General features: G+C 65.6%; 21 protein-coding genes and 1 pseudogene. 14 read left to right on the forward strand and 8 right to left on the reverse strand.

Annotation, left to right across the window (positions count from 1 at the left end; all coding sequences use genetic code 11):
- The first annotated feature begins 348 nt into the window (after positions 1-348).
- The gene (gene zwf, locus CBM2586_RS01400) at positions 349-1,836 is read left to right on the forward strand and encodes a glucose-6-phosphate dehydrogenase (RefSeq protein ID WP_115686674.1); all 1,488 of its coding nucleotides are present in this window, start codon (positions 349-351) and stop codon (positions 1,834-1,836) included.
- Between the two features lie 13 nt (positions 1,837-1,849).
- On the opposite strand, the gene CBM2586_RS01405 is transcribed toward zwf, so the two are convergent.
- On the reverse strand, positions 1,850-3,391 hold the full coding sequence (locus tag CBM2586_RS01405) for a YifB family Mg chelatase-like AAA ATPase (protein ID WP_115663152.1): 1,542 nt from the start codon (positions 3,389-3,391) through the stop codon (positions 1,850-1,852).
- Positions 3,392-3,482: 91 nt separating this feature from the next.
- Positions 3,483-3,761 carry an accessory factor UbiK family protein gene (locus tag CBM2586_RS01410; RefSeq protein WP_012351595.1) on the reverse strand — a complete coding sequence of 93 codons (279 nt, stop codon included), beginning with the start codon at positions 3,759-3,761 and terminating at the stop codon, positions 3,483-3,485.
- Between the two features lie 389 nt (positions 3,762-4,150).
- Between CBM2586_RS01410 and CBM2586_RS01415 the strand changes: the two genes are divergently transcribed.
- From CBM2586_RS01415 to mnmH, 12 genes are all read left to right on the forward strand, one after another.
- Entirely contained in the window at positions 4,151-4,933 is a 783-nt protein-coding gene (locus CBM2586_RS01415; RefSeq protein WP_115686675.1) for a TorF family putative porin, read from the forward strand.
- Positions 4,934-4,985: 52 nt separating this feature from the next.
- Complete coding sequence (locus CBM2586_RS01420) at positions 4,986-5,324, forward strand: P-II family nitrogen regulator (protein WP_010814843.1); 339 nt, start codon at positions 4,986-4,988, stop codon at positions 5,322-5,324.
- A gap of 32 nt (positions 5,325-5,356) precedes the next feature.
- Positions 5,357-6,904 (forward strand): ammonium transporter, encoded by a 1,548-nt coding sequence (gene amt / locus CBM2586_RS01425; protein ID WP_115686676.1) that lies wholly within the window; start codon positions 5,357-5,359, stop codon positions 6,902-6,904.
- 558 nt (positions 6,905-7,462) lie between these two features.
- Positions 7,463-8,758, forward strand: coding sequence for a glutamate--cysteine ligase (gene gshA / locus CBM2586_RS01430; RefSeq protein WP_062802025.1), 1,296 nt, complete (start codon positions 7,463-7,465; stop codon positions 8,756-8,758).
- An 8-nt stretch (positions 8,759-8,766) separates the two neighbouring features.
- Complete coding sequence (gshB, locus tag CBM2586_RS01435; RefSeq protein ID WP_115663149.1) at positions 8,767-9,732, forward strand: glutathione synthase; 966 nt, start codon at positions 8,767-8,769, stop codon at positions 9,730-9,732.
- Positions 9,733-9,810: 78 nt separating this feature from the next.
- Complete coding sequence (locus CBM2586_RS01440; protein ID WP_062796549.1) at positions 9,811-10,266, forward strand: PTS sugar transporter subunit IIA; 456 nt, start codon at positions 9,811-9,813, stop codon at positions 10,264-10,266.
- Positions 10,235-10,504 (forward strand): HPr family phosphocarrier protein, encoded by a 270-nt coding sequence (locus CBM2586_RS01445; protein WP_018008656.1) that lies wholly within the window; start codon positions 10,235-10,237, stop codon positions 10,502-10,504. The genes CBM2586_RS01440 and CBM2586_RS01445 overlap by 32 nt, the downstream gene beginning before the upstream one ends.
- A 49-nt stretch (positions 10,505-10,553) precedes the next feature.
- Positions 10,554-12,326 carry a phosphoenolpyruvate--protein phosphotransferase gene (gene ptsP / locus CBM2586_RS01450; protein WP_115663148.1) on the forward strand — a complete coding sequence of 591 codons (1,773 nt, stop codon included), beginning with the start codon at positions 10,554-10,556 and terminating at the stop codon, positions 12,324-12,326.
- 214 nt (positions 12,327-12,540) lie between these two features.
- A complete protein-coding gene (locus CBM2586_RS01455; RefSeq protein ID WP_172587049.1) occupies positions 12,541-12,846 on the forward strand; it encodes a (2Fe-2S)-binding protein in 306 nt (101 codons plus the stop codon).
- A gap of 122 nt (positions 12,847-12,968) precedes the next feature.
- Positions 12,969-13,448 carry a bacterioferritin gene (gene bfr, locus CBM2586_RS01460; RefSeq protein ID WP_115686677.1) on the forward strand — a complete coding sequence of 160 codons (480 nt, stop codon included), beginning with the start codon at positions 12,969-12,971 and terminating at the stop codon, positions 13,446-13,448.
- A gap of 184 nt (positions 13,449-13,632) precedes the next feature.
- Complete coding sequence (selD, locus tag CBM2586_RS01465; RefSeq protein WP_115686678.1) at positions 13,633-14,676, forward strand: selenide, water dikinase SelD; 1,044 nt, start codon at positions 13,633-13,635, stop codon at positions 14,674-14,676.
- Positions 14,676-15,782: a tRNA 2-selenouridine(34) synthase MnmH gene (gene mnmH / locus CBM2586_RS01470; RefSeq protein ID WP_115686679.1), complete on the forward strand. Its 1,107-nt coding sequence runs from the start codon at positions 14,676-14,678 to the stop codon at positions 15,780-15,782. Before selD ends, mnmH begins: the two co-directional genes overlap by 1 nt.
- A 7-nt stretch (positions 15,783-15,789) precedes the next feature.
- Here mnmH and CBM2586_RS01475 read toward each other — a convergent pair whose 3' ends face one another.
- The 6 genes and pseudogenes from CBM2586_RS01475 to gpmA form a co-directional block, all read right to left on the reverse strand.
- Positions 15,790-16,800, reverse strand: coding sequence for a T6SS immunity protein Tli4 family protein (locus CBM2586_RS01475; RefSeq protein ID WP_172583280.1), 1,011 nt, complete (start codon positions 16,798-16,800; stop codon positions 15,790-15,792).
- A gap of 897 nt (positions 16,801-17,697) precedes the next feature.
- A complete protein-coding gene (locus CBM2586_RS01480) occupies positions 17,698-19,254 on the reverse strand; it encodes a hypothetical protein (protein ID WP_145987378.1) in 1,557 nt (518 codons plus the stop codon).
- Positions 19,255-19,666: 412 nt separating this feature from the next.
- Positions 19,667-22,118: pseudogene (locus CBM2586_RS01485) on the reverse strand (type VI secretion system Vgr family protein).
- Between the two features lie 258 nt (positions 22,119-22,376).
- Positions 22,377-23,141, reverse strand: coding sequence for a HesA/MoeB/ThiF family protein (locus tag CBM2586_RS01490; protein WP_115663142.1), 765 nt, complete (start codon positions 23,139-23,141; stop codon positions 22,377-22,379).
- A 265-nt stretch (positions 23,142-23,406) separates the two neighbouring features.
- On the reverse strand, positions 23,407-25,014 hold the full coding sequence (locus CBM2586_RS01495) for a S41 family peptidase (RefSeq protein ID WP_115686680.1): 1,608 nt from the start codon (positions 25,012-25,014) through the stop codon (positions 23,407-23,409).
- A 178-nt stretch (positions 25,015-25,192) separates the two neighbouring features.
- Positions 25,193-25,939, reverse strand: a complete 747-nt coding sequence (gene gpmA, locus CBM2586_RS01500) for a 2,3-diphosphoglycerate-dependent phosphoglycerate mutase (protein ID WP_115686681.1) — start codon at positions 25,937-25,939, stop codon at positions 25,193-25,195.
- 189 nt (positions 25,940-26,128) lie between these two features.
- Here gpmA and CBM2586_RS01505 point away from each other — a divergent pair, with 189 nt between their 5' ends.
- On the forward strand, positions 26,129-26,542 hold the full coding sequence (locus tag CBM2586_RS01505; protein WP_111518143.1) for a rhodanese-like domain-containing protein: 414 nt from the start codon (positions 26,129-26,131) through the stop codon (positions 26,540-26,542).
- Positions 26,543-26,577: the final 35 nt, after the last annotated feature.

Raw genomic sequence — 26,577 nt, forward strand, 5'->3', positions numbered from 1 at the left:
TGGTACTGCATAGGTTGGGCGCGCCGGACCGCAGGCCCACGGTTGCATGGTTGCGTAAAAGTCCATGCTCGCGGCTGTATGTGTGGCACCGAACTTCCGTTCACGGTGCGCCTGTGATACTGCCATTCGGCGCTGGCTCAATGCCAATGGAGTACATCATGGTCGGGATGGCCTGCATTGGTATTTTTATGGTCGCGAACCGTTGTTCCGCTCGATCCGGCGCCATCGCATTGCATAACCGGTCGCACGCATCTGGAAGCAGAATGGATGGGATGAGGTACCGCCGCGGGGCGCCGGCTTGCCCGCCCCCGGCCAACCCCACCCCCATCGGCACGCAAGGAGCCCGTCATGCCAACCACCCGCACCGTGTCTGCCTTCGGCACTGCCGACGACCGGCCGCTCGACCTCGTCATCTTCGGCGGCGCCGGCGACCTGTCGGCGCGCAAGCTGCTGCCGTCGCTCTACATGTGCCACCGCGACGGCAATCTGCCTGACGGCACCCGCATCATCGGCGTGGGGCGGCACCGCTGGGATCGCGAGGCCTTCGTCGATTTTGCCGACGAAAGCGCACAACCGTTTGTCGATGCGCGCTATCTCGACACCGCCAAATGGCAGGCCTTCCTGCAGCGGCTGGACTTCGTGCATCTCGATGCCGCGCAGGCGGCGGACTACCCGGCGCTGGCCGCGCAGCTGCGCAGCGACGCGCTGCGGATCTACTACATGGCGATGCCACCGGGGCTGTTCGCCGCCACCTGCGACAACCTCGCCAGCCATGGCCTGATTGCCGACGACACCCGGCTGGTGCTGGAAAAACCGCTGGGGGTGGACCTGGCGTCGGCCATCGACATCGGCGAGGTGGTGAGCCGCTATTTCAGCGAGGACCGTACCTACCGGATCGACCACTACCTGGGCAAGGAGACGGTGCAGAACCTGATGGCGCTGCGCTTCGGCAACTCGATCTTCGAGCCGCTGTGGCGCACACCGTTCGTGCGCAGCGTGCAGATTACCGTGGCCGAGACCGTCGGCGTGGGCACCCGCGGCGGCTTCTACGACGAGGCCGGCGCCATGCGCGACATGGTGCAGAACCACCTGCTGCAGCTGGTCAGCATCCTGGCGATGGAACCGCCGGCATCGCTCAACTCGGACGCGGTGCGCGATGAAAAGCTCAAGGTGTTGCGCTCGCTGCGGCCGATGTCGCCCGAAGACGTGCGCCGCAACACCGTGCGCGGCCAGTACACCGCCGGCGCCATCGGCGGCGAGCTGGTGCGCGGCTACCTGCAGGAAGACGGGATTCCGCCCGACAGCCGCACCGAGACCTTTGTCGCGATGCGCGCCGAGCTTGGCACCTGGCGCTGGAACCAGGTGCCGTTCTACCTGCGCACCGGCAAGCGCATGCAGGAGCGCGTGACCGAGGTGGTGATCCACTTCGCCGACGTGCCGCATTCGATCTTCGACCCGGGCAGCACGCTGCAGCCCAACCGCATGGTGATCCGGCTGCAGCCGGAAGAGTCGGTGCGGCTCACGCTGATGGTGAAGCAGCCGGGCGAGGGCATGAAGCTCAAGCCGCTGAGCCTGGCGCTGAACCTCGATTCCGCCTTCACCACGCGCCGCGCCGAGGCCTACGAGCGCCTGCTGCTCGACGTGATCCGCGGACGGCTGGCGCTGTTCGTGCGGCGCGACGAACTGCAGGCCGCCTGGACCTGGGTCGACCCGATCCTGGAGGCGTGGCGCGCGCAGGACGAGGGCCCGCGGCCCTATACCGCCGGCACCTGGGGGCCGGCGGCATCGTCGGCGTTCATGGCGCGCGAAGGCGTGCAATGGTCGGAAGAGGCCTGAGGCGCGGATCGCCCTAGCCGGCCATCCTCAGCGCGCGCCGGTACTGGATGGCCTCGCCCACGTGCGCGGCGTTCAGCAAGTCCGCGCCGGCCAGGTCCGCAATCGTGCGCGCCACCTTCAGCACGCGGAAGTACGAGCGCGCCGACCATGCCAGCCGCGTCATCGCGCCGCGCAGCAAAGCCTGCGCCTGCGGGTCCATGGCGCAGTGCTGCTCGATCTCGCGTCCGCCCAGTTCATTGTTGGGTTTGCCCTGCCGCGCCAGTTGCCGTTCGCGCGCAGCGAGCACGCGCACGCGCACCGCGGCGCTGGCTTCGCCGGGCGGGCCGTCGAGCATTTCGCCCTGGTCCTGCGCGGGCACCTCGACCTGCAGGTCGATGCGGTCGAGCATGGGGCCGGAGATGCGCGACTGGTAGCGGCGCACCTGGTCGGGCGTGCAGCGGCACGGCCGGTCGGGATGGCCGAGGTAGCCGCACGGGCACGGGTTCATCGCCGCCACGAACTGGAAGCAGGCGGGAAAGTCGGCGTGGCCGTTGGCGCGGGCGATGGTGATGCGGCCCGACTCCAGCGGCTCGCGCAGGACTTCGAGCACGCGGCGGTCGAACTCGGGCAATTCGTCCAGGAACAGCACGCCGTGGTGCGCGAGCGAGATCTCGCCGGGGCGCGGATTGCCGCCGCCGCCGACCATGGCCGGGCCCGACGCGGTGTGGTGCGGCGCGCGGCAGGGGCGCACGCCCCAGGCCTCGGCGCGAAAGCCGCCCGGGGTCAGGCTCATCACGGCGGCGGCTTCCAGCGCCTGCTGCAGCGACATCGGCGGCAGCAGGCCGGGCAGGCGCTGCGCCAGCATCGACTTGCCGGTGCCGGGCGGGCCCACCAGCAGCACCGAGTGCTGGCCCGCGGCGGCCACCTCCATGGCCCGGCGCGACTGCGCCTGGCCGCGCACTTCGCACATGTCGGGGCCGCGCCCGGTGGCGGCGGGCAGCAGCGGAGGCATGGCGCGGGGCAGGCGCGCCTCGGTCCCGGGGCCGAGGTGGTCGCAGGCCTGGCGCAGCGTGGCGGCGGCGTGCACGGCCAGGTCTTCGATCAGAGCGGCTTCGCCGCCGTTGCCCGCGGCCACCAGGAAGGCGCGCGGCGCCTCGCCTGAGCCGGCGCGGGCGGCATTGTCGCGCGCCAGCCCCATCGCCATGGCCAGCGCGCCGCGCACCGGACGCAGTTCGCCGGAGAGCGACAGCTCGGCGGCGAATTCATGCGCGTCCAGCGCGTCGGCCGGGATCTGCCCGCTGGCGGCCAGGATGCCCAGCGCGATGGCGAGGTCGAAGCGGCCGGATTCCTTGGGCAGGTCGGCCGGAGCCAGGTTGACGGTGATGCGGCGGTTGGGAAACTCGTAGCCGCTGTTGAGGATGGCGGCCCGCACGCGCTCGCGGCTTTCGCGCACGCCGGTGTCGGCCAGGCCGACGATGGTGAAGGCCGGCAGGCCGTTGGCCAGGTGGGTCTCGACCCGCACCGGCGGCGCGGCGATGCCGGTCAGGGCCCGGCTGCGCAGGACGGCAAGGCTCATGGCATCGCACCGCACGGAACTGTTAACGAAAAAGGCCGCCAGGAACGGCGGCCTTCAGGCAGGCGGGAGGATCGGGGCGGGGCCGGCGTGTTCACGCGCCCCCGGTCGAGTCCACCGAGCCGGCGCCGGGCGGGATGCCGGCGCGGCGCTCCAGCTCGGCCACGCGGCTTTCCAGTTCCTCGAGGCGGGCACGGGTGCGCGCCAGCACCTGCGACTGGACGTCGAACTCCTCGCGCGTGACCAGGTCCAGCCGGGCAAAGCCCTGGGTCATCATGCTGCGCACGTTTTTCTCGATGTCCCTTGCCGGCGAATTGCGCAGCGCCTCGCTGACCTTGTTCTGCAGGTCGTTGAAGAGGTCGGTCGGTTTCATGGTTTCTCCTTTGCGCACCTGACTGGTGCCGATCCCGGTGAGCATCTGGCGTATGGCGCGCTTTCGCACTGGAATTGGGCGCCCTGAATGCGGGCGAGTCCCGTGCATGCGCGCCGTGCGCAGCTACCGTCAGGCCTCGATTATCGCCCCAGCGGCACGCCGGCGAAAGCACCGGCGCCGCCCCGTTCACACCTTTTAACCCGATATGGCGTCGCCGCGGGGCGGATTCAAGGCTCCCCTGGACCGTGGCCGACCCGAGGCGTGGCGCACGGATCGCCGCTTTTCGCAGGGTGGCACGGCAGTTGCAGTAGTGATGCCGAGCTGCCTCAAAGCTTTACCGCAATCCAACTAAACGAAATCCGAGCCATCAGGAAAAGGAGAAAAACCCCATGAAGAAGTTGGCCCTTGCAGTCAGCGCGGTGGTCCTGGCCAGTGCCGCCGGCGGCGCCCTGGCGCAGAGCACCGACGCCGCGGCCCCGGCTGCCGCACCGGCCTCGCCGCATACGTTCACGGCCAACGTGTCGCTGGTCACGGACTACCGCTATCGCGGCATCAGCCAGACCAACCTGCGCCCGGCGATCCAGGGTGGTTTCGACTACGCGCATGAAAGCGGCTTCTACGTGGGCAACTGGAACTCCAGCATCAGCTGGCTGGAAGACGCCAACCCGGCGGTCTCGGCGCCGGTCGAGATGGACTTCTACGGCGGCTTCAAGAACACCTTCAAGGTGGCCGGCACCGAGTTCGCCTATGACCTGGGCGTGCTCGAGTACTACTACCCCGGCGGCTACAACAACCCGCGGCCGTACACCACCGAACTGTATGCCGGGGTCGGCTGGGGCCCGGTGTTCCTGAAGTACTCGCACTCGGTCACCAACCTGTTTGGCTGGGCCGACAGCAAGAACAGCTACTACGTCGACCTGAGCGCCAACGTGCCGCTGAACTTCTGGGACCTGACGCTGAACGCGCACGTCGGCTACCAGGGGGTCAAGCACAACAGCGATGCCTCGTACACCGACTGGAAGATCGGCCTGACCAAGGACCTGGGCAAGGGCTTTGCGCTGGCGGTCGCCTATGTCGACACCAACGCCAAGGAAGTGGCCTACACCAGCGCCAACCGCGGCCGCTACCTGGGCAAGGCCGCGGCGTGGGCCTCGATCACCAAGACTTTTTAACTCTGACTCAGCCCGGGCGGGCTGATGCCGGTCCGCTCCCAGGAGAATCCTGATGAAACTCATCATCGCAGTCATCAAGCCGTTCAAGCTCGACGAGGTGCGCGAAGCGCTGTCGGACGTGGGCGTGTCCGGCATCACCGTGACCGAAGTGAAAGGCTTCGGCCGCCAGAAGGGCCATACCGAGTTGTACCGCGGCGCCGAATACATCGTCGACTTCCTGCCCAAGGTGAAGATCGAGGTGGCGGTGCCCGACGACGTGGTCGAGCGCGCCATCGAGGCGGTCGAGAAATCGGCCCGCACCGGCAAGATCGGCGACGGCAAGATCTTCGTGGCCCCGATCGAGCAGGTCATCCGCATCCGCACCGGCGAGACCGGCGGCGATGCCCTGTGACCCAAGACAGCATAGAGACAAAGGTGAATTCCATGAATACCTGGATCAAGCGATTCCTGGCGGCGGGCGCGGTGGCGCTGACCGTCGGCATGGCCGGCGTCGGCATGTCGAGCCCGGCCGCCGCGCAGGACAAGCCGGCCGCCGAGGCTTCGGCCGCCGCCACTTCCACGCCGGCCGCCGCCGCGGCTGCCGCAGCCCCCGCCGCGGCGCCTGCGGCAGCTCCCGCCGCGGCCGCACCGGCTGAAGCCGCCGCCGCGCCGGCCGCGCCCGTGCCCAACAAGGGCGACACCGCCTGGCTGCTGGTCTCGACCGCGTTCGTGATCCTGATGACGCTGCCTGGCCTGGCGCTGTTCTATGGCGGCCTGGTGCGCTCCAAGAACATGCTGTCGGTGCTGATGCAGTGCCTGGTGATCTTCTCGCTGGTGGCGCTGCTGTGGGCCATCTACGGCTACAGCTTCGCCTTTACCGAGGGCAATGCCTTCTTCGGCGGCACCGACCGGCTGTTCATGAAGGGGCTGACGGTCGACGCCGTGGCCGCCACCTTCAGCAAGGGCGTGGTGCTGCCGGAACTGGGCTACTTTGCCTTCCAGTGCGCCTTCGCCTGCATCACCTGCGGCCTGATCATCGGCGCCTTTGCCGAGCGCGCGCGCTTCTCGGCGGTGCTGGTGTTCGTGGTGCTGTGGTTCAGCTTCGCCTACCTGCCGATCGCCCACATGGTGTGGTTCTGGCCGGGCCCTGACGCCTACACCGACGCCGCCGCCGGCACCGCCGCGACGGCCAAGGCCGGATGGCTGTTCCAGAAGGGCGCGCTGGACTTTGCCGGCGGCACCGTGGTGCACATCAATGCCGCCGTGGCCGGCCTGGTGGGCGCCTTCATGTTCGGCAAGCGCATCGGCTTCGGCCGCGAGGCGATCCGTCCGCACAGCCTGACCTTCACCATGGTGGGTGCCTCGCTGCTGTGGTTCGGCTGGTTCGGCTTCAACGCAGGTTCGGCGCTGGAAGCCAACGGCTCGGCCGCGCTGGCCTTCGTCAACACGCTGCTGGCGACCTGCGCCGCGGTGCTGTCGTGGACCTTCGGCGAGTGGATCGGCAAGGGCAAGCCGTCGATGCTGGGCGGCGCCTCGGGCGCGGTCGCCGGCCTGGTGGCGATCACCCCGGCCGCGGGCTTCGTCGGCCCGATGGGCTCGATCGTGATGGGCCTGGTGGCCGGCCTGCTGTGCCTGTGGGGCGTGACCGGACTGAAGCGCATGCTGGGCATGGACGACTCGCTGGATGTGTTCGGCGTGCACGGCGTGGGCGGCATCGTCGGCGCGCTGCTGACCGGCGTGTTCGCCGCGCCCAGCCTGGGCGGCACCGGCATCTACGACTACGTCGCCAACAAGGTGGCGGACGACTACTCGATCGCCGGCCAGCTGTGGGTGCAGTTCGAAGGCGTGCTGACCACCGTGGTGTGGTCCGGCGTGGTGGCCTTCGTCGCCTACAAGCTGGTCGACATGCTGATCGGGCTGCGCGTGCCGGAAGACGAAGAGCGCGAAGGCCTGGATATCACCTCGCACGGCGAGACCGCCTACGAAGGCTGAGCCCCAAGGTGTTGTGCTGGAGAGCTGATTGGGAATCTGCTCTCAGGAGTTTTGCCCGGCTGCGCGCCGGGCTTTTTTCTTGTCGCGTTGACCGGGGTTGCAGACATTGAAGCCGCTGCGATCACGCGCGTTGCCGCCGACAAGACCATCGCGCGGCCTGCCCGGATCGCCCGCGAAACCAGCCAAGCCAATGCCGGTGCGGGCAAGCGGGCAATCCCCCGCGCCGCGCGCGGGCTTTTCGCAAGGTGCTTAACTCCGATCTTAAAAAGCTTCAATTGTCTTTAATGTGCGGCGCACATACATTGCCATTGAGGCAGTTTCCTCCACCTGCAGAACGCTCCCCGTATCTGTCAGGCCATTTGAAAGCGCGGCATCGCCGCGCTTTTTTTTTGCCCCCGCGGTGGCGCGCGGGCGCGGCCTCTTTATTTCGCGCCGCCCATCCCCATATGGTTATCCCTTATGCCAGGCGCTGCATATCCTTATAAAGGGTGTGCCAGCGCCTGGTTGGCCGTTCCTCTACAATCGGGGCGAACGATTAAGACGATCTATAGGATGGATATGGTCCCGCATCTCATCACCGCGCTGAACGGTCCGCTGCTCGAACTGGAAAAGAAGATCCTGGACGCGACGCCGTCCATCGAGCGCTGGTTCAGGCTGGAATGGCAGGAGCATACGCCCCCGTTCTATTGCTCGGTGGACCTGCGCAACGCCGGCTTCAAGCTGGCGCCGGTCGATACCAACCTGTTCCCGGGCGGTTTCAACAACCTCGCTCCCGAGATGCTGCCGCTGGCGGTGCAGGCGGCGATGGCCGCGATCGAGAAGATCTGCCCGGATGCCAAGAACCTGCTGCTGATCCCGGAGCGCCACACCCGCAATATGTTCTACCTGCAGAACGTGGCGCGGCTGTCGCTGATCATGCGCCAGGCGGGACTGAACGTGCGCCTGGGCTCGCTTTCCGAGGAAATCACCGAACCGACCCCGATCGAATTGCCCGACGGCCAGACCCTGGTGGTCGAGCCGCTGGCGCGCCTGGGCACCAAGGGCCGCCGGTTGGGGCTGAAGGACTTCGACCCCTGTTCGATCCTGCTCAACAACGACCTGTCGGCCGGCATTCCGCCGATCCTGGAGAACATCAACGAGCAGTACCTGCTGCCGCCGCTGCACGCCGGCTGGTCCACCCGCCGCAAGAGCAGCCACTTTTCCGCCTATGACGAGGTGGCGAAGAAGTTCGCCAAGCTGATCGACATCGACCCGTGGATGGTCAACCCGTACTTCGCCCGTACCACCGGCGTGAATTTCCACGAGCGCGTGGGCGAGGAGGAACTGGCCGACGCGGTCGAGGGCGTGCTGAAGAAGATCGCCAAGAAGTACCGCGAGTACGGCATCAAGGAGACCCCGTACGTGGTGGTCAAGGCCGATGCAGGCACCTATGGCATGGGCATCATGACCGTGCGCGACCCGTCCGAGATCAAGGGCCTGAACCGGAAAGAGCGCAACAAGATGAGCGTGGTCAAGGAGGGCCTGGAGGTCAGCGACGTCATCATCCAGGAGGGCGTGCACACCTTCGAGAAGGTCAACGAGGCGGTGGCCGAGCCGGTGGTCTACATGATCGACCGCTATGTGGTGGGCGGCTTCTACCGCGTGCACACCGGCCGCGGCAACGACGAGAACCTGAACGCGCCGGGCATGCATTTCGTGCCGCTGGCGTTTGCGCCCAACGGCATCCCGGACAGCCACGCCAAGCCTGGCGCGGCGGTGCCCAACCGCTTCTACATGTATGGCGTGGTGGCGCGGCTGGCCTTGCTGGCGGCGTCGCTGGAGCTCGAGAAGACCGACCCGAACCCGATCATCTGAACGCCACCATGCGCATCCTCTTCATCACCGATCCGCTGGAGACCTTCAAGACCTACAAGGACTCCACCTACGCCATGATGGCCGAGGCCGCCGCGCGCGGCCACGAGCTGTACTGGTGCCTGCAGCCGCAGCTGGCGCTGTCCGGGCGCACGGTCGAGACCGTCGCCACGCGCCTGCACCTGACCGGCGACGATGGCGCGGAGCCCGGCGCGTGGTACCGCGAGGGCAACAGCGCGCTCGAGCCGCTGTCGGCCTTCGACGCGGTGCTGATGCGCAAGGACCCTCCCTTCGACATGGAATACGTGACCAGCACCTGGCTGCTGGAGCTGGCCGAGACACAGGGCGCGCGCGTATTCAACAAGCCGCGCGCGATCCGCGACCATTCCGAGAAGCTGGCGATTGCCCAGTACCCGGAATTCATCACGCCGACGCTGGTCACGCGCGATCTGGCGCGGATACGCGATTTCCACGCCGAGCACCGCGACATCATCGTCAAGCCGCTCGACGGCATGGGCGGCATGGGCGTGTTCCGCGTCGGCGCCGACGGCATGAACCTGGCCGCGATCGTCGAGACGCTGGGCCAGGACGGCGCCCGCTCGCTGATGGTGCAGCGCTATATCCCGGCGATCAAGGACGGCGACAAGCGCGTGCTGCTGATCGGCGGCGTGCCCGTGCCGTATTCGCTGGCGCGCGTGCCGATGGCAGGCGAAGTGCGCGGCAACCTCGCCGCGGGCGGCACCGGCCGCGCCCAGGAGCTGAGCCGGCGCGACCGCGAGATCGCGGAGGCGCTGGCGCCGGGGCTGTGGGAGCAGGGCCTGCTGCTGGTCGGCCTGGACGTCATCGGCGACTACCTGACCGAGGTCAATGTGACGAGCCCGACCTGTTTCCAGGAGATCACCCAGCAGACCGGCTTCCATGTCGCGGCGATGTTCATCGACGCGCTGGAACACGCCGTCGGCGCTGCCGGCAGCTAAGGCGCCAGCGGTCCGGACAGGCAGCGGGAGCGCGGGGGGCGCCTGCTACAATCGGGGCAATCCAACGGATTCACCATCATGGCAGGCATCCTGATCATCGCGCACACCCCGCTGGCCTCAGCCCTGCGCGATTGCGCCGCCCACGTCTACTGTGGCCAGCCGCAGCGGCTGGAAGCCATCGACGTCCTTCCCGATGCCGATCCCGCCGCGGTGCTGGCCGAGGCCAGGCGCCGCCTGGATGCGATCTGCGAAGACAACGGCGCGCTGGTCCTGACCGACATCTTCGGCGCCACCCCGGCCAATATCGCCGCGCGCCTGGCCGAACCCGGGCGCGTGCGCGTGCTGGCCGGCGTCAACCTTCCCATGCTGGTCCGCGCCATCTGCTACCGGGCCGAAAAGCTGGACCAGCTCGCCACCAAGGCGCTGGCCGGCGGCTCGCAGGGCGTGCTGCAGGTCGGCACCACCACTGTCCAGAATCAAACCGCCAATCATCCCGACAAATATGCTGCAGAGGGACACCACCATCATCAATAAGCTCGGACTGCATGCACGCGCGTCCGCCAAGCTGACCCAGCTCGCCGGCAGCTTCGTCAGCCAGGTCAAGATGTCCCGCAACGGACGCCAGGTCGATGCCAAGAGCATCATGGGCGTGATGATGCTGGCCGCCGGGATCGGTTCCACCATCACCATTGAAACCGAGGGTCCCGACGAGCAGGAGGCGATGGACGCGCTGCTGGCACTGATCGCCAACCGCTTTGGTGAAGGGGAGTGAGGCCGGCGGCCTTGACCCGAATTGATAAACGTTCCTGACGGAGCGGTACATGCCTTTCGCCTTGCACGGCATCCCGGTCTCGCGCGGCGTCGCCATCGGCCGCGCCCACCTGCTCGCGCCCGCGGCGCTGGACGTGTCGCACTACCTGGTCGATGAGGAGCAGCTCGACGCCGAGGTGGAACGGCTGCGCGCCGCGCGCGCCGCGGTGCGTGCCGAGCTGGCCGCGCTCAAGCGCGACCTGCCGCGCGATGCGCCCGAAGAGATGGGCGCCTTCCTCGACGTGCACGCGATGATCCTCGACGACGAGGCGCTGGCGCGCGAGCCCGAGGCACTGATCCGGGGCCGGCGCTACAACGCAGAGTGGGCCCTGACCACGCGCCTCGAAGAGCTGATGCGCCAGTTCGACGAGATCGAGGACGAATACCTGCGCGAGCGCAAGGCCGACATCCAGCAGGTGGTGGAGCGCATCCTCAAGGCGCTCGCCGGCGCGCCGGTGCTGGTGCCGGCGCCGGTGCCCGCGCTGGCCGCCGACGGCGAGCCCGCGCCCGGCGTGATCGTGGTGGCCCACGACATCGCGCCGGCCGACATGCTGCAGTTCCGCCACACCGTGTTCCACGGCTTCGTCACCGACCTCGGCGGGCGCACCTCGCATACCGCCATCGTCGCGCGCAGCCTCGATATCCCGGCCGCGGTCGGCGTTCAGAGCGCGAGCGAGCTGATCCGCCAGGATGACTGGATCATTATCGACGGCGACGCCGGCCTGGTGATCGTCGATCCCACCGCCATCATCCTAGAGGAATACCGCCATCGGCAGAGCGAGCGCGTGCTGGAGAGGAAGCGCCTGCAGCGCCTGCGGCATACGCCGGCGGTGACGCTCGACGGCATCGAGATCGAGCTGCTGGCCAATATCGAAATGGCCGAGGACGCCGGCGCCGCGCTGGCCGCCGGCGCGGTTGGGGTCGGCCTGTTCCGCTCCGAATTCCTGTTCATGAACCGGCGCGACCAGCTGCCGGGCGAGGAAGAGCAGTTCCACGCGTACCGCGGCGCGGTCGATGCCATGCACGGGCTGCCGGTGACCATCCGCACCATCGATATCGGCGCCGACAAGCCGCTGGACGCCCGCGGCGACGGCCGCGCCGATGACTTCGAGACCGCGCTGAACCCGGCGCTGGGCCTGCGCGCGATCCGCTGGTCGCTGTCGGAGCCCGGCATGTTCCTGACCCAGCTGCGGGCGCTGCTGCGCGCCTCGGCCTTCGGCCCGGTGCGGCTGCTGGTGCCGATGCTGGCGCATGCCAGCGAGATCGACCAGACCCTCGCGCTGATCGCCAAGGCCAAGCGCCAGCTCGACGAACGCGGCGAGCCCTACGATCCGGGCATGAAGGTCGGCGCCATGATCGAGATTCCGGCGGCGGTGCTGCTGCTGCCGCTGTTCCTGCGCAAGATGGATTTCCTGTCCATCGGCACCAACGACCTGATCCAGTACACGCTGGCGATCGACCGCGCCGACAACGCCGTGGCGCACCTGTTCGACCCGCTGCATCCGGCGGTGCTGCAGCTGGTGGCGCGCACCATCCGCGAAGCCAACCGCGCCGGCGTGCCGGTGGCGGTGTGCGGCGAGATGGCGGGTGATCCGTCCATGACCCGGCTGCTGCTCGGCATGGGACTGCGCGAATTCTCCATGCACCCGGCGCAGTTGCTGCGGGTCAAGCAGGAAATCCTGCACGCCAACTGCGAACGGCTGGAACCGCTGGTCGATCAGCTGCTGCAGGCCTACGATCCGGAGGAGCAGGCGGCGGTGCTGAGGCAGATCACACGACCCTGAAGCCATCAGGGTTTTCTGACGCCAAAAGGCGGCTGGCGCGGCACTTCCATGATCCGGAAAGTGCTGCGCCAGCCGCCTTTTTTTCAAGGGCTGTGACGCTTTCCCGACCTTCGTCTATGTGGCTTAATGGGAATTGTTATCATTATTGATCTCTGATATTCTGACGTTCATTCGCAGGGACATGCCGGTGTCCCGCGCCTCAACGGAGGGACTTGTGTACGTCTGCATCTGCAACCAGATCACCGATCGTGAGATCCACGGTGCCGCGCACCTGGGCGTCGAAACCCTCGACGAACTGGCTCAAACGCTCGGCGTCGGCACGTGCTGCGGCCGCTGCCGCGAGTGCGCGCAGCAGGTGTTGCAGGAAGGCGTGGCCGCGGTACGCAATGTCACGGTGGCGACCCTCGCCAGCGTCCAGGTTGTGGAGATTTCTTCCTGTTCCGCTTCGGGCCCATGTACCATAATGGACACTCGGGACCCGGCAGTCGCGAACGACCAGCGCAAGGCGCTGGTGGCCTGAACGCGCCCATGAACTGAATTTCAGTTCACGGCGCGTTTTTGCGCATTCCTTTTTTGTGACTGCACGGCGCCATTGGCGCCGTTTCGTATTTTTGCGCGGGCCCGATGCAACAGGAGCCGCCAATGAAAGGTGACAAGAAGGTCATCCAGCATCTCAACGCCCAGCTCAAGAACGAGCTGACCGCGATCAACCAGTATTTCCTGCACGCCCGCATGTATCGCCACTGGGGCCTGAAGAAGCTCGGCGAGGTGGAGTACAAGGAATCGATCGGCGAAATGAAGCACGCCGACCGCCTGATCGAGCGCATCCTGATGCTGGACGGCCTGCCCAACCTGCAGGACCTGCACAAGCTGCTGCTCGGCGAGGATACCCCCGAGATGCTCAAGTGCGACCTGAAGCTGGAACAGACCGCGCACACCACCGTCAAGGAAGGCATCGCCTATTGCGAATCGGTCGGGGATTACGTCAGCCGCGAAATTCTGGTCGATATCCTCACCGATACCGAGGAACATATCGAGTACCTGGAAACGCAGCTGGACCTGATCGACAAGGTCGGGCTGCAGAACTACCTGCAGTCGCAGATGGAGCCGGGCGAGCAATAAGCCGCCGTCTTCGGCGAGGCCGCTCCGACGGGCGGCCCGCCCCAGCGCGCGGCGCCGATCGGTGCCGCCTGGTTGCTCGCCTGCAGGCAGTAACCCTTCTCATTCCAATTCCTCTCTTCATCCAGGCGTTGCCGGCGGGGCCAAGGCTCCTGACCCGCCGGCGCGCCGCGCGGAGTCCACGCTCATGACCAGTCCCATCCGCCTGACGCAGTACAGCCACGGTGCCGGCTGCGGCTGCAAGATTTCTCCGAAGGTGCTCGACGTGATCCTGGCCGGCAGCGGCGCGCAGCACCTGGACCCGCGCCTGTGGGTCGGCAATGCCTCGCGCGATGACGCGGCGGTGTATGCGCTGGACGGCGCCGACGGCCAGCGCGGCGTGGTTTCGACCACCGACTTCTTCATGCCCATCGTCGACGATCCGTTCGATTTCGGCCGCATCGCCGCAACCAATGCGATCAGCGACATCTACGCCATGGGCGGCGACCCGCTGATGGCCATCGCCATCCTGGGCTGGCCGGTGAACGTGCTGCCGCCCGAGGTGGCGCGCGAAGTGGTGGCGGGCGGGCGCCGCGCCTGCGATGACGCCGGCATTCCGCTGGCGGGCGGCCATTCGATCGACGCGCCCGAGCCCATCTTCGGCCTGGCGGTGACCGGGCTGGTCGAGCGCGCGCACATGAAGCGCAACGACACCGCCACGCCCGGCTGCCGGCTGTACCTGACCAAGCCGCTCGGCATCGGCGTGCTGACCACGGCGGAGAAGAAGGGCCTGCTGCGCGCCGACAACCGCCACCTGGCACGCGACTGGATGTGCGTGCTGAACCGGCCCGGCAGTGCCTTCGGGCGCCTGTCCGGCGTGCGCGCGATGACCGACGTGACCGGCTTCGGCCTGCTCGGCCACCTGGTCGAGATGGCCGACGGCAGCGGCCTGACCGCGCGTATCGACTATGCCGCGGTGCCGGTGCTGGATGACGTGGCTGACTATATCGGCCAGGGCTGCGTGCCGGGCGGCACCCAGCGCAACTTCGACAGCTACGGCCACCGCATCGCGCCGCTCACCGAGGCGCAGCGCGCGCTGCTGTGCGATCCCCAGACCAGCGGCGGCCTGCTGGTCGCGGTCGAGCCCGCGGGCGAAGCCGGGTTCCTGGCCGAATGCCAGCGCCTCGGTCTGACGCTCGCTCCGATCGGCGAGATGGTGGCCCGCGCCGCGCTGGCCGTAGAGATCCGCTGATGCGCCCGGATACCGTCGATTTCCGCACCCTGTTCCTCAGTGGCGTCGCCATGCTGGATGTGCGCGCGCCGCTGGAGTTTGCGCGCGGGGCCTTTCCCGGCGCGGTCAACCTGCCGCTGATGGACGACGCCGAGCGCCACGAGGTCGGCCTTTGCTATGCCCAGAAGGGCCAGCAGGCGGCGATCGAACTCGGCCACCAGCTGGTGTCCGGCCCGCGCAAGGCGGCGCGCGTCGCCGCCTGGGCAGAGTTTGCGCGCGCGCATCCGGACGGCTACCTGTATTGCTTCCGCGGCGGCCTGCGTTCGCAGTTGGTGCAGCAGTGGCTGCGCGACGCGGGTATCGACTATCCGCGCGTGAGCGGCGGCTACAAGGCCATGCGCGGCTACCTGATCGAAACCATCGATACCGCGGCGGCTACGCAGCCGTGGTTCGTGGTCGGCGGGCTGACCGGCAGCGGCAAGACCGACGTGCTGGCCGACGTGCCGGCGTCAATCGACCTGGAAGGCCATGCGCGCCACCGCGGCTCAGCGTTCGGCCGACGCGCGCAGCCGCAACCGCCGCAGATCGACTTTGAAAACGCCCTCGCCATCGACGTGCTGCGGCATCTCGAGGCGGGCTGGAGTGCGCTGGTGGTGGAGGACGAAGGCCGCTTCATCGGCAGCCGCGACGTGCCGCAGGCCTTGTCGCAGCGCATGCAGGCCAGTCCGCTGGTATGGCTGGAAGCGTCGTTCGACCAGCGTGTCGAGCGCGTGCTACGCGACTATGTGCAGGGCCTGGCGGCGGAATTTATCGACACACAGGGCAGTGCGGAAGGCTTCGCCGCCTACGCCACGCGCCTGCGCGACGCGATGGCCGCGATCTCACCGCGGCTTGGCGGCGCACGCTACGGCAAGCTGTCGACGCTGCTGGACCAGGCGCTGGCGCGGCAGGCCGAATCCGGCGAGGTGGCGCTGCACCGCGGCTGGATCGAAGTGCTGCTGCGCGACTACTACGACCCGATGTATGACTTCCAGCGCGACCAGCGCGCGGCGCGCATCGTCTTCCGCGGCGACCGCGATGCCGTGACGGACTGGCTGCTGGCACACACGGCGCGGCAAGAGGAATAGAGCGTCGCTAGACTGCGCCGGGTCGCAGCCGAATGGAGTTGATGATGGCATCCCATAGTTGCAGCGCCTCATCGTCTGACTGGAATGCCGGCTGATACGGTGTCTGCGGACTGTCCACCGGCTGCTCGAGCACGCGCAGGCCGGCCGAAACGTTTTGCTCGGATAGGGACTTGTTTTTCCCCTGAGACTCCCACGCAAAAACATAGACACGCTGGCCATTGCCGGTCGCGGCGGTTGCATACTCTTCGGCTGGAATGGCACCGACATTGCGTTCGCGCTTGCGCAACACCTTCAGGCCGGCGATTGGCCCGGCGACTGCTGCAGCAAGAAACTTGTCGACGCGTTCAAGCAACCGGTCTTCCTCAGCGCCGGTACTGGCGTCAAAACTGATGAAGACATTGGGATGCTGCGGCAGCGTGATGCCGACCTGCACGCTTTCGGAACGGTAGTCGTTGCCGGCGATAAAGCCCTTGTCGATACAGAAGCCGGGACCGTTGGGAATTTCGTTGTCGGCGCGGGAGTGGATGTTGGTGGCGAGCGTGTCCAGGAACGCGACCGCCATGGCTTGCCTGCTCGCCGAAATATCCCCGCTGTACTTGAACGCTTGCCATGGGTTGGTAGTTGTCAGATACGCTTCCTCATACATCAGGATGGTCCGCCGTGGGCTGCTCCACGAGAGCAGGCTTGTCGAGCCATTTCCGTGATCGATACGGCGCACCAGCATGCTCCCTGCTGTGTCATGGCTCATTGCCCGCAATGCAGTGGCTTGTTTCTCTACTTTGCCTTGCAGCGATGTGGCGCTGACATTTGGTAAGCGCTCGATTTCGGCACCCCACAGCTTGTAAGCGGCACTGATTTTTGCTTGTGATGGCAAGTCGACAAGGTAGCGCCCAAAGCAGTGAGTTTTCCATCCCGATTTATCCATCAGAATATTCCTTGGCGTTTTTGCATGGCCGGTGCTGGCAATTACCGTTGCTATACATGCAGCCATTGCCGTTGGAAAAATGCGGTGCATCATGATTGTTCGCTAGGGTGCCAATTTTCCAGTTAGGCGATTGTCACGATGCCAAACAACCTAGCCCATTGGGATCTTGAAATTTTGCCTGGTAAGCGCGAAAGCAAACAATGGGTCGCGCAGCACAGGGATTCGCGACGTCGGCTATTGCGGCTTGCAACCTTTATCAATGATCTCGATGAGCTGAAGTTTATTTCGAAGCAATAGCAATCTTATGTCCATTTGCTGCCACGACCCGGATTCCTCAATATTTTCTATTTCCCTCCGAAATGCATCAGCTTTCCTCGAGACTTCGTCTATCTTTCTTTTGCATTCCGAACTGAGCTGTTTCTTGCCTATCTTTAAGATCTCATCCTCATACCCTTCGGACGCTTCGTCATAGCAGCGCTTCAATATAAGCCCACACCCAGAAGTGCATGATGCGAGACTTTTTTTTTCTCGCTTTGTGCAGGCATTGAATATTCTGTTGGCCTGATCAATTGAAGGGCTAGCCGAGACCGCCCCAGTTGCACATGCCGACACCAGCATTACGGAAGCCACAAAATAGTTAATTGGGCTCATCATAATCAACCCGAACTGTTACATTGTTGCGAGGAGTCAGATAATCCTGTGTCGCACCGACTTCAGTAGTATCAAGCAAAATTCGCCTCGCATATTGCGCATAGGCTTGCCTTTCATAATACCCATTTCCACCCCCATTTACGAGCACGCTTACCCTCCCAATTGTTCGAGGACTAAAATCATCATCCGCTGCCCGGTTTATGTTAATTTCGGCACCTGACTTGCTCAGGTATTTTCTAACCCAGTAGAATCCCCCGCTATCACAAGCCATGAACGCATCAGTTTCAACTACATTGGGGTCGAAGCGGGGCGCCCAACGCTTCGGGATACCGGCTACTTTCAAAATACGCGCATCAGCATCCCGGACAGTCGGATCCCACCAGTAATGATTCGAGTCGACCCCGATTCTCCGACATAGGCACCTCGGTGCAAGGGGAGGTTCCGAAACTGCCCGTAGCTTTCGTAGTTTCCAGCCCACGTTAGCTGCATGATTCCGCGACCATAGAAGGCGGCATAGTACTCCGCCATCGGAATCCTACGATCGGGCGCTCCTCTGCCATACTCGTATACCACTTGCCAGCGATCCGTCTCAATGATCGTCTGGGCAAAGAAATGTGCAAATCTATGGCGCGCAGAGCTGATTCCGTATTTCCTCGCTACTAGGTTCAAATGCAGTGCATAAGCTTGTAGACGAGTTGTAGCAGCGGCACGGCTGACCTGCCCGACGTTTGAGGCAGTCCTAAGCTGGCCGTGCTGCGTGTAAGAAATACGTCTGGGGATCAGTCGCGCCAGTTCCGGAAGGGATAGCCACCCGCACTTTCGAAACGCTCTAATAAACTCGCGTGGATTGAAGTGCCAATGTGTGTTCGGCAATGCCCGCTCTCCGACTGGCTGGCCCTCTGCGTTATATTGCGGAAGGTGCAAGTTAGCTTGCTGCCAAAACGCAAGGGCTTCGATATGACTTCGCAAGCGGGCAAACTGTTCTTCTTGCAACGGCTTGGGGTTACTTGGGCTCGGCGTCTTCAACCAGCCCCGTCGACCTTCTATCGTGGCAGCCTCCCATTCGGTGGGTAGTTTGCAGATCAGGGTCTTTAGGAATGACTGAATGGCAGGCGCATCAAGGCGTGCATGCACCTCATCCGCAGTAATGGTGCCATCACGATTTACGTCCACGGCCCGCATGATAGTCGCATCGTTGCATAGACTGTCTCCGTCGATGTCAGTGATGAGAAGCCATCCGCGCCAGTGCGGGAAGTCAGCGTCGCTGAATTTGTGTACGCCTTGAGCGTTGAGATTGACCCAGCCCGTACCAGCCGGCGTACGAATCAGCCTCCAGTGCGGTACGTCCACCGGGACAAGAGGATCAGGACCGACTACCCTTCCAAAGCGCAGCAGTTCGAACACGGCACTGGGTGCAGGTCGCGCATTCGCTGGGTATGCTTCGCTGATTTCGGTGGCATGCCGGTAGATGTCGTACTCAGCATCTGGGATGGGCAAGGCTTCTCCCAGCGGTGCGCCTGCCAGCCGATACGTCGTCACATACGCGTGGCCGCGAGTACTTTCTGTTCCTTCGCCTTCCGCATACCGCAATCCTACAATCAGTTCCTCCCCAAGCGGAGCACCTCCTGGTGGCCTGGACTGAATCCGTGGAGGACATTGAGCATATACCGGTGTGGTTTCAGCGAGGTGAAAGTAAAGCTCGCCAAAGATTGCGTCGCTGCGGCCGTCTGCCGTCAATTGAACAATGCCGCTGTCTCGCCCAATGAGTTGTCTCAGGTTCGCATCGTCGCAAATAATCTCAAAATGGATTTGATGCGGCTGTCCCCGGATATATCCCGCTTGGCCCAACTCATCCTTGCGGTGAATCCTCCGGCCCGGTTGCACGGTGGCGCGCAATGTGTGCATATGCATATACACGGACAAGAACACTACTCGCGTGGGTATGCTGCTCTGGCGTGCAGCGCCGGTTTCCGTCTCGTGCCGGATGACTACCACACCATCACTTGTCCTGCCTTGATAGCCCAGTGGTGCTTCAGGAGTTGGTGCTGCGGGTGGCTCCGTCGACCCGCGCCGATATACAACTATCCCATCTGCAATGGCGCGAACGGGCTCTACTCCTCCATCGCTGCGGGCCGGTGCGCGGAGGTGCAGCCCACCATGCCAGCTGAGTTTATAACTGACAGGATAGGCACCGTTGCCGGGCTCACCACCGGGCATGGCCGTATCGATCCATTGATTCTCAGTCTGGCTGGATACTCGTGGTGGCAGGAAAGGAGGGCTTATCAGCATTGGGCACCTTATTTCTCGATCAAATGGAGAACGGATAGTCGTCGTCGAGAGAAAACGGCGCATCGGGAAACTGCGGAAGGGCCTGATCGATGTGCACCGGTCCCTCAAACGTTCTCTGCGCCGCCTTATAGGTAATCGGCCCCGGACATTCAAAGGTGATATTGCCGCCCTCAATCGTGATGGCCGCCCCGCCAGCGGTCGCAATACGAATGCGTTTGGCCGCGGCAAAGTCCACATTCATATTCGCCGACACGATCGTCAGGTCCTCTCGCGCTGCCAGTCTCAGCAGATGATGCTGCGCCTGGAGATCGATATCATCCTGGCCCGCAGTCAATTGCAGGCCGACGTTGCCCTCGCCGGGACCGGACAGCCCGGCCGCAATGCCGATCGCCTGTCCCGCATGAATGCGACCCTGCCCCGCGACGGCGACATTGTTGTCCTGCCCGCTGGCCAGCACGACGCTCTCGCCACTGGCGATCTGCAGGTCCTGTCCCGCCACCACGGCCACGCCAGCCCTGCCGTTGAGGTGAACCATCGGCTCGCCCTGGTGCGGCACCTTGCCTGGTGTGCTGGTATTGCCCTCGGCGGCATCACCCTGGGCCGCTTCTAGCGATTGCCCATCGACCATGCCGGCTGCGGCCCTGGCGTGTTTCGTCAATGGTGACTCATCGTCCTTGCCTGTCGACAGCGCCTGGCTTTGATGGGTGGTCGCGCCATCGCTCAGCGTCCTGACCAGATCACCCGCCTGCCGCAACAGCGCAATGCCCGCAGCGTTGTCGCCGGTCGGCAGCACGCGGCCCGTGACCGCATCGCGATAGGTCGTCAGCAATAGCCCAGCCCGGCTGCGTACCGCGGCATAGCCGTCGGTGCGCAGCTCGAATCCTTGCCCCCGGAAGCTGCCGCGGCGATTGTCCTGCTGGTGAATCACATGACCGAGATTGAGCTGGGTGGCCTGTTCGCTCGTGGCCAGTTGCGTGCGCAGTTGCGCATCGGTGTCGTCGAACACCAGCTGGTTGTAGCCCTTGCCGCCATGCTCCTGGCTCTTGAACCCGGTCAGCGCGGCGTCGTTGCGGTGCCCATCCGGATCGGCACCCATGCCGTGCCACGCCGGGCTGTTGCCGCCGGCAAGGTTGCCTTGTGCGCTCGGCTGGCTGTCGGAGCTCATCGCATAGAGGCCGCTGGCGTCATACGGCTGGGAGAACGTGGTGGCGGCCATTGACTTGCCGCCCGGCGTGGGCGCGATGCCGGCTTCGCCCTGGCCGTTGTACAGCGCGCCGATCACGAACGGCTGGTCGATATCGTTGTCGGCAAACTTGACCAGCACCTCCTGGCCGATGCGCGGCAGCCATTGCCAGCCCATGCCGGCCCCCGCCTGGCGCTGTGCCACGCGCAGCCAGCGGCTGCTGCGATCGTCGGCGCGCGCGCCGCGCTGCCACGGGAAGCGCACGCGGATCTGCCCGCGCGGGCTGGCGTGGTGTTCGGCGCTGCCGTCCGGCTGCGTCTGACCGTCCGGTCCGACCACGATTGCGGTATGCACGCCCAGCGGGGTAGCTCGGCTGTACAGGCGCGGGCAATCGCCCTCCAGCACGGCGGCGCGCCACGGCCGACGCGCATCGAAGGCACGGAAGAGCGCCGCATGGCCGTGTTCCCGAGCTGCCGCCAGCAGGGCTGGGGTCGGCAACAGCCGCTCGGCCGCGTCGTCGAAGAAGCTGCGCATCAGCCCGGCGGTGATTGCTGCCACCGACTGCGGCACGGGTTTCACAGATCAACTGCTGGATGGCGTCGGCCGATTTCTGGCTATGCGCGCGGTGGTAGCGGATACCGCCGCCAACCGCCGATTCGGAGTCTTCTGGCAATTGCGCGCTGTCGGCAAAGATCACTACGGCATGGCCGAAGGGCGCTTCGTCGTCTTCCACCACGGTATATCCGAGACCGGCTTCGGCCAGCAGGCGCGACAAGAATTGGTAGTCGGTCTCGCGGAATTGCGCGATGTGGTCGCGTTCACCGAACGCGGCGATGCGGGCTTCGGCTCCGGCGGCGTAACGCCAATGCGCATACGGCGCATAGTCCTGCAGAACGGCTTCGATGATGCTGTCGAGCGTGCGGTTCTGGAACACCTGACTGTCGCGCTGCTGCGTGGTCAGCCACAGCCAGGGGATCACGGTCAGGCGATAGCGCGCGAGGCTGCCGTCGGCACCAAGCTTCTCGGCCTGCCGGATCAGGCCGGTGCGGCGTGACTGGCCACCGCCGGCGAGCGTAGTCAGCAACGTGACGCGCTGCCCCATCAGACTGTCCAGCGCGATATCGACATTGGCGCTGACCGCAACGATGCGCCATTCGAACAGCGCCGAGATGGCTTCACGGCCGATCCAGGCTTCGACCGCTAGTTCGCGGATAACACCCTCGCCTTCGAGTGCAAACAAGCGATGGGCCGCGCTGAAGAGCTGCTGGTAAAGGGTAGCTGCATCCATTCGCTTTCCGAACTCCCTGCGTCCATCGCAACACATCGTGCCATCAGAATAAATGGCAAATATGTCAAAAATAGTTCGCAGTATTCTAGAGCCGTGCGTTAATGCCGGGCAGCGGAAAATTCTGCGTATGCAGCAGCCGCGCCTGCCGCATGCAGGACGGCCGTGCGGGCAGCGCGATAGGGAGAAGCGGGAGAGCGGCCGCGGCCACGCTGGCGCCTGGCAGCGCCGGCCGCATCGTTCAGCGGCGAAGTGCGGGGCTCAGTGGCCGCCGCACACCGGACAATCCGGCGTGCGCGCCAGCCGCATGGTGGTCCATTCCATCGATAGCGCATTGACCATCAGCAGTCGGCCGGCGAGGCTGTCGCCCACGTCGGCAAGCAGCTTGAGGGCCTCGGCTGCCTGCACCGTGCCGACCATGCCGACCAGCGGCGCGAACACGCCCATGGTGGCGCAGGCGACTTCCGGCGCGGGTTCGGCCGGCGGGAACAGGCAGGCGTAGCAAGGCGCGTCGGGCTGGCGGCGGTCGAACACGCTGATCTGGCCGTCGAAGCGCAGCGCGGCGCCGGAGACCAGCGGGACCTTGTGACGCACGCAGGCGCGGTTGACGGCCTGGCGCGTGGCGAAGTTGTCGCAGCAGTCCAGCACCACGCTGGCCGATGCCACCAGCTGGTCCAGTTCGGCATCGCCCACGCGTGCCGGCACCGTGACGATGTCCAGGCCGGGGTTGATGCGCAGCATGCCTTCGCGGGCGGAGTCGACCTTGGGCCGGCCCACGTTGGCGGTGGTGTGGATGATCTGGCGCTGCAGGTTGGTCAGGTCGACCTCGTCGTTGTCGACCACGGTGATGCGGCCGACGCCGGCCGAGGCCAGGAAGGGCAGGGCGGCGGCGCCGAGGCCGCCGGCGCCGATCACCACGGCATGACCAGCCAGCAGGCGCCGCTGGCCTTCGATGCCCAGCTCGTCGAGCAGGATGTGGCGCGAATAGCGCAGCAGTTGTTCGTCGTCGAGGCCGTCGTCACTCATGATGGGATCCTTGCGCGAGTGCGAAGAGGAGGGCGGTGTTGGGTGCGCCAAAGCCGCCCGAGCTACCCCAAGAAAGGTGTTCTCCCTCTCCCCTCATGGGGAGAGGGCCGGGGTGAGGGGTGGTTTAGCGAGGAGTCTCATCAGGCAGGGCCAACGGTGTAAACGCACTGGCCCGGCCGTTGACGCGCCTGCCCTCACCCCCTGCCCCTCGCCCGCACGCGGGAGAGGGGAGCAAACCGACGGCCTGTCTAAGGCTGCAAGCGTGTCACGGTGCCTTGCCGGTCGGCGTGCCCAGCGGCTCGCCGATCGGCGCGCTGGCCGGCGGCTGCTTGCCGGGGGCCGGCGCGGCCGGCTTGGCGGCCGGTGCGCTGGCGCCCCTGGCGCCGCTCTTGCCCGAAGGCTTTGCCGCCTTGCCGTTGTCGGCCGGCGGGTTCGTTTCCAGCCTGGACTTGGAGCGCTTGACCGGCTGCCCGTTGAGCTGGGCGATGGCCTGCTGCAGCATGAAGTCGTCGGCCGAGCCGAATTCCACCGGCTTCTTGCGGCGCTCTTTTTCGCGCTCTTCCGGCGTCTTCTTCGCGTTCTCTTCTTCCAGGCGGCGCAGTTCCTCGACGCGGCGCTGCTCGCGCTCGGTCATCTCCGGTTCTTCCGATTCCTGCTTGTTGTGCAGGTGGCGCTCGGTGTCGATCTCGCGCGTGATCAGTGCGTCGTCCGGATCGCCTTCGGGGTTCTGGTCGACCGGGATATCCGGGCGGATGCCCTTGGCCTGGATCGACTTGCCGCTCGGCGTGTAGTAGTACGCGATGGTCAGCTTGATCCCGGTGTCGTTGGTGAGCGGGCGCACGGTCTGCACCGAGCCCTTGCCGAAGGTGGTCTTGCCCATGATCTGGGCGCGATGGTGGTCCTGCAGCGCGCCGGCCACGATCTCGGAGGCCGAGGCCGAGTAGGCGTTGGTCAGCACCACCATCGGGATCTTCTTGTAGAGCGCTGGCAGGTCCTTGAGCGGATCGTCTTCCAGCGACGACAGGCGGTAATTGTTGTACGAAGCCTTGTACACGCGCTTGGCGTCGGGAACCTGGCCGTTGGTCGACACCACCGTGGCGTCTTCCGGCAGGAACGCCGCGGCCACGCCGACCGCGCCCTGCAGCACGCCGCCGCCGTTGTTGCGCAGGTCCAGCACCAGGCCCTTCATGTTGGGGTTCTTCTGCGCCAGCTCGGTGAGCTTGCGCGCCAGGTCGGAAATGGTGCGTTCCTGGAAGCTGGTCAGGCGGATCCAGCCGATATTGTTGTCCAGCATCTTGGCCTTGACCGACTGCACGCGGATTTCGGCGCGCGTGATCGAGACCGGGAAGGTGCGTTCCTCGCTCTTGCGGTAGATCGTCAGCGTGACCTTGGTGCCGGGCTCGCCGCGCATGCGCTTGACCGCCTGCTCGAGCGGCAGGCCGCGCACGGGCTTGTCATCGATGCGGGTGATCAGGTCGCCGGGCTGGATGCCGGCGCGGAAGGCGGGCGTGTCCTCGATCGGGTTGATCACCTTGACCAGCCCTTCTTCCTGCGAGATCTCGATGCCAAGGCCGGCAAAGCGGCCGCGCGTGCCTTCCTGCAGTTCCTTGAAATCCTTCTCGTCGAGGTAGGACGAATGCGGATCCAGGCTGGCGACCATGCCCTTGATGGCTTCGGTCAGCAGCTTCTTGTCATCGACCGGCTCCACGTACTCGCGCTTGATCTGCCCGAAGATATCGGCCATCAGCCGCAGTTGGTCCAGCGGCAGGGGCCCCGATGAATTCTGCGCGGTCGCCGAAATCTGCAGCGTGGCGAGCACGCCGGCGACGAGGCCGACAGAAACTAGGCTGATGTTCTTGAGCGTCTTGCGCATGAGGGCTGCCTGAACTTGTACGCGAAGTACGGGTGTACGGTATGGGGATTATGCCGGCTGCGGCCGCCCGGCGCCGGGCGGTTTGCCGACAGTATAAGTGCGAGTGGAGAAATGGGCCTGTCCCGTCCCGGCTCAGGGTGGGCGGCCGCACATCCGTGCGCGGCCGCCCGGACGGACCTCAGCGTGCCTTGCCCTGGCTGGCCACGGCCGCGAGCGAGGCGGCGATGGCTTCCTGGTCACCCAGGTAGTAGTGGCGCAGGGGGCGCAGGTCGGCGTCGAGCTCGTAGACGAGGGGGGTGCCGTTGGGGATATTGAGGCCGACGATGTCGTCATCCGAAATCTGGTCCAGGTATTTCACCAGCGCGCGGATGCTGTTGCCATGGGCGGCGATGACCACGCGCTTGCCGGATTGGATGTCGGGGGCGATGGATTCGTTCCACAACGGCATCACGCGGGCCACGGTGTCCTTCAGGCACTCGGTCAGCGGGATTTCGTTGCGCGGCACGCCGGCGTAGCGCGGATCGTCGTACGACGCGCGCGGATCGGTCGGCTCGAGCGCGGGCGGCGGCGTGTCGTAGCTGCGGCGCCATACCAGCACCTGCTCGTCGCCGAACTTGGCCGCGGTCTCGGCCTTGTTCAGGCCGGCCAGCGCGCCGTAATGGCGCTCGTTCAGGCGCCATTCGTTGCGCACCGGAATCCACATCAGGTCCATTTCATCCTGCACGTGCCACAGCGTGCGAATGGCGCGCTTGAGCACCGAGGTGTAGGCCACGTCGAAGCCCATCCCGGCCTCCTTGAGCAGCTTGCCGGCCTGGCGCGCCTGAGCGGCGCCGGTCTCGGTCAGGTCGACGTCGACCCAGCCGGTAAAGCGGTTTTCGAGGTTCCACGTGGATTCGCCGTGGCGGATGAGGACGAGCTTGTACATGCTGCTGCTTCCAGAGAGTAGGTAACCTGCATGCGTCCGCGCCGTCACCTGGAGGGGCTTGATGGGGATTCACTTGTGACCCCAATGTCTCAGGCAGGCGACAATGGCGGATGGCCGTGCAACGGCAGGGCCTGGACGCCAAACCGCGTATTTTATAATGCCGCCGACCCAACCTACCGGAAAGCCAACGTGAATTTCTTCGCCGACTATAACAACCTCGCCCTGATCGCCCTCGCCGTGGTGTCGGGCGGCCTGCTGGCCTGGCCCGCGATCTCGCGCAGCGCGGGCGGCAAGTCGGTCAATACGGCCACCGCGACCCAGCTGATCAACAAGCGCGGAGCCGTCGTGGTGGACATCCGCGAGCCCGCCGAGTACGCCAAGGGCCACCTGCCGCAGGCCAAGAGCGCGCCGCTGGCCGACCTGCCTTCGCGCGCGGCCGGGCTTGCAAAGGACAAGGCTGCCCCCATCATCGTGGTATGCCAGACCGGCCAGCGCTCGGGCAAGGCCCAGGCAGCGCTGAAGGAAGCCGGTTACAGTGAGATCTACGCGCTCGAGGGCGGCATTGCCGCCTGGCAGCAGGCGGGCCTGCCGCTGGTGAAGTAAGCGCGGCAACCTGTCGTAACCGTCACGGCGTGTCC

Origin of the sequence: Cupriavidus taiwanensis, assembly GCF_900250115.1 — a bacterium.
GTDB lineage: Bacteria > Pseudomonadota > Gammaproteobacteria > Burkholderiales > Burkholderiaceae > Cupriavidus > Cupriavidus taiwanensis_B.

Excerpts from the sequence above, each read along its gene's own strand:
- zwf (WP_115686674.1), top strand. The coding sequence starts at position 349 with ATGCCAACCACCCGCACCGTGTCTGCCTTCGGCACTGCCGACGACCGG.
- CBM2586_RS01405 (WP_115663152.1), bottom strand. The coding sequence starts at position 3,391 with ATGAGCCTTGCCGTCCTGCGCAGCCGGGCCCTGACCGGCATCGCCGCG.
- CBM2586_RS01410 (WP_012351595.1), bottom strand. The coding sequence starts at position 3,761 with ATGAAACCGACCGACCTCTTCAACGACCTGCAGAACAAGGTCAGCGAG.
- CBM2586_RS01415 (WP_115686675.1), top strand. The coding sequence starts at position 4,151 with ATGAAGAAGTTGGCCCTTGCAGTCAGCGCGGTGGTCCTGGCCAGTGCC.
- CBM2586_RS01420 (WP_010814843.1), top strand. The coding sequence starts at position 4,986 with ATGAAACTCATCATCGCAGTCATCAAGCCGTTCAAGCTCGACGAGGTG.
- amt (WP_115686676.1), top strand. The coding sequence starts at position 5,357 with ATGAATACCTGGATCAAGCGATTCCTGGCGGCGGGCGCGGTGGCGCTG.
- gshA (WP_062802025.1), top strand. The coding sequence starts at position 7,463 with ATGGTCCCGCATCTCATCACCGCGCTGAACGGTCCGCTGCTCGAACTG.
- gshB (WP_115663149.1), top strand. The coding sequence starts at position 8,767 with ATGCGCATCCTCTTCATCACCGATCCGCTGGAGACCTTCAAGACCTAC.
- CBM2586_RS01440 (WP_062796549.1), top strand. The coding sequence starts at position 9,811 with ATGGCAGGCATCCTGATCATCGCGCACACCCCGCTGGCCTCAGCCCTG.
- CBM2586_RS01445 (WP_018008656.1), top strand. The coding sequence starts at position 10,235 with ATGCTGCAGAGGGACACCACCATCATCAATAAGCTCGGACTGCATGCA.
- ptsP (WP_115663148.1), top strand. The coding sequence starts at position 10,554 with ATGCCTTTCGCCTTGCACGGCATCCCGGTCTCGCGCGGCGTCGCCATC.
- bfr (WP_115686677.1), top strand. The coding sequence starts at position 12,969 with ATGAAAGGTGACAAGAAGGTCATCCAGCATCTCAACGCCCAGCTCAAG.
- selD (WP_115686678.1), top strand. The coding sequence starts at position 13,633 with ATGACCAGTCCCATCCGCCTGACGCAGTACAGCCACGGTGCCGGCTGC.
- mnmH (WP_115686679.1), top strand. The coding sequence starts at position 14,676 with ATGCGCCCGGATACCGTCGATTTCCGCACCCTGTTCCTCAGTGGCGTC.
- CBM2586_RS01475 (WP_172583280.1), bottom strand. The coding sequence starts at position 16,800 with ATGATGCACCGCATTTTTCCAACGGCAATGGCTGCATGTATAGCAACG.
- CBM2586_RS01490 (WP_115663142.1), bottom strand. The coding sequence starts at position 23,141 with ATGAGTGACGACGGCCTCGACGACGAACAACTGCTGCGCTATTCGCGC.
- CBM2586_RS01495 (WP_115686680.1), bottom strand. The coding sequence starts at position 25,014 with ATGCGCAAGACGCTCAAGAACATCAGCCTAGTTTCTGTCGGCCTCGTC.
- gpmA (WP_115686681.1), bottom strand. The coding sequence starts at position 25,939 with ATGTACAAGCTCGTCCTCATCCGCCACGGCGAATCCACGTGGAACCTC.